The sequence below is a fragment of the Pseudomonadota bacterium genome (assembly GCA_022361155.1).
Taxonomy (GTDB): domain Bacteria; phylum Myxococcota_A; class Polyangia; order Polyangiales; family JAKSBK01; genus JAKSBK01.
In genome coordinates, this window is record JAKSBK010000280.1 from 1 (window position 1) to 1,126 (window position 1,126).

1 protein-coding gene is annotated in these 1,126 nt (G+C 64.1%); it reads right to left on the reverse strand.

Annotation, left to right across the window (positions count from 1 at the left end; translation table 11 throughout):
* Positions 1 to 257: 257 nt before the first annotated feature.
* Positions 258 to 1,126: aldehyde dehydrogenase family protein (locus tag MJD61_10680; GenBank protein ID MCG8555734.1), on the reverse strand; the 869-nt coding region annotated here is incomplete at its 5' end.

Consider the following 1,126-nt stretch of genomic DNA (forward strand, 5'->3'; position numbering starts at 1 on the left):
ATTGACGGGCCCGGCGCACCGGAAGCCATGACCATCGTCATTTCCGTGTGGCTCCTGGTGACCATCGCGGACCGCGCCAGCGCCTTCGTCAGACGGTGGGTCCTCGGCACCGATCTGCAGCGCGGTTGAGAAGGGTCATCGACGCCGGCAAGAACACGTCGGATCGCGGAGCATGCGGTGCCTCCATACAGACAGACAGGCTCAAGACGTTCTCGGTCGAGCGCGGCGGGGAAGGGGTTTCCGAGATACGGCGCCAATCACCATTTCATGTTGATGTTCTTCACCCGGGTGTAGCTCAGCAGTTCGTCCAGACACTCCTCTTGGCCGAGACCGCTTTGCTTCCAGCCCCCGTAGGGAGCGCCGAGATAGCGTCCCTGGGCGTTGATCCAGACGTAGCCGGCCTCGATGCGTTCCGCCGTCTCCATGGCCATCTTGAAATCGTTGGTGACGATCGCCGCGGTGAGGCCGTACATGACGCCGTTGGCCTCCGCCAGCATGTCCTCGTAGTCCGACCACGGCATCACCGACATGACCGGACCGAATATTTCCTGACGGCCGATGCGCATATCCGGTGTGACGCCGTTGAACACGGTGGGGGCAATGAAGAAACCGTTGGCAAGTTCCGGGCTGTCCGGTTTGCCGCCACCGGTCATCAGTTCCGCGCCCTCGTCACGGGCCGAGGCGATGAACCCCGAGACACGCTCGAACTGCTTCTCCGAAACAACCGGCCCGACTTCCTTGCCCTCGTCCCAGGGCAGGCCTATCGGCAGCGCCTCGGCCTGCTTGACCAGTTCCGCGGTGACCGCGTCGCGAAGATCGGCGTGAACGAACACCCGCGACGTGGACGAACACGACTGGCCCTGGCGGTTCATGTTCATGCCCTTGATGGCGGCGACGGCGGCCTTCTCCGGATCGGCGTCCGGGAAGATGATGATCGGGTTCTTGCCGCCCAGTTCGAGTGTTACATGTTTGAGACCGTCAGCCGCCTCGCGCGCGATGACCCGCCCGGTCTCCACCGATCCGACGGAGCCGATGCGTGAGACATCCGCATGGCGGACCATGGCTGAGCCCGTGCCGCCGTCCCCGGTGACGACGTTGAAGACGCCGGGCGGCAGGATACCTTCCG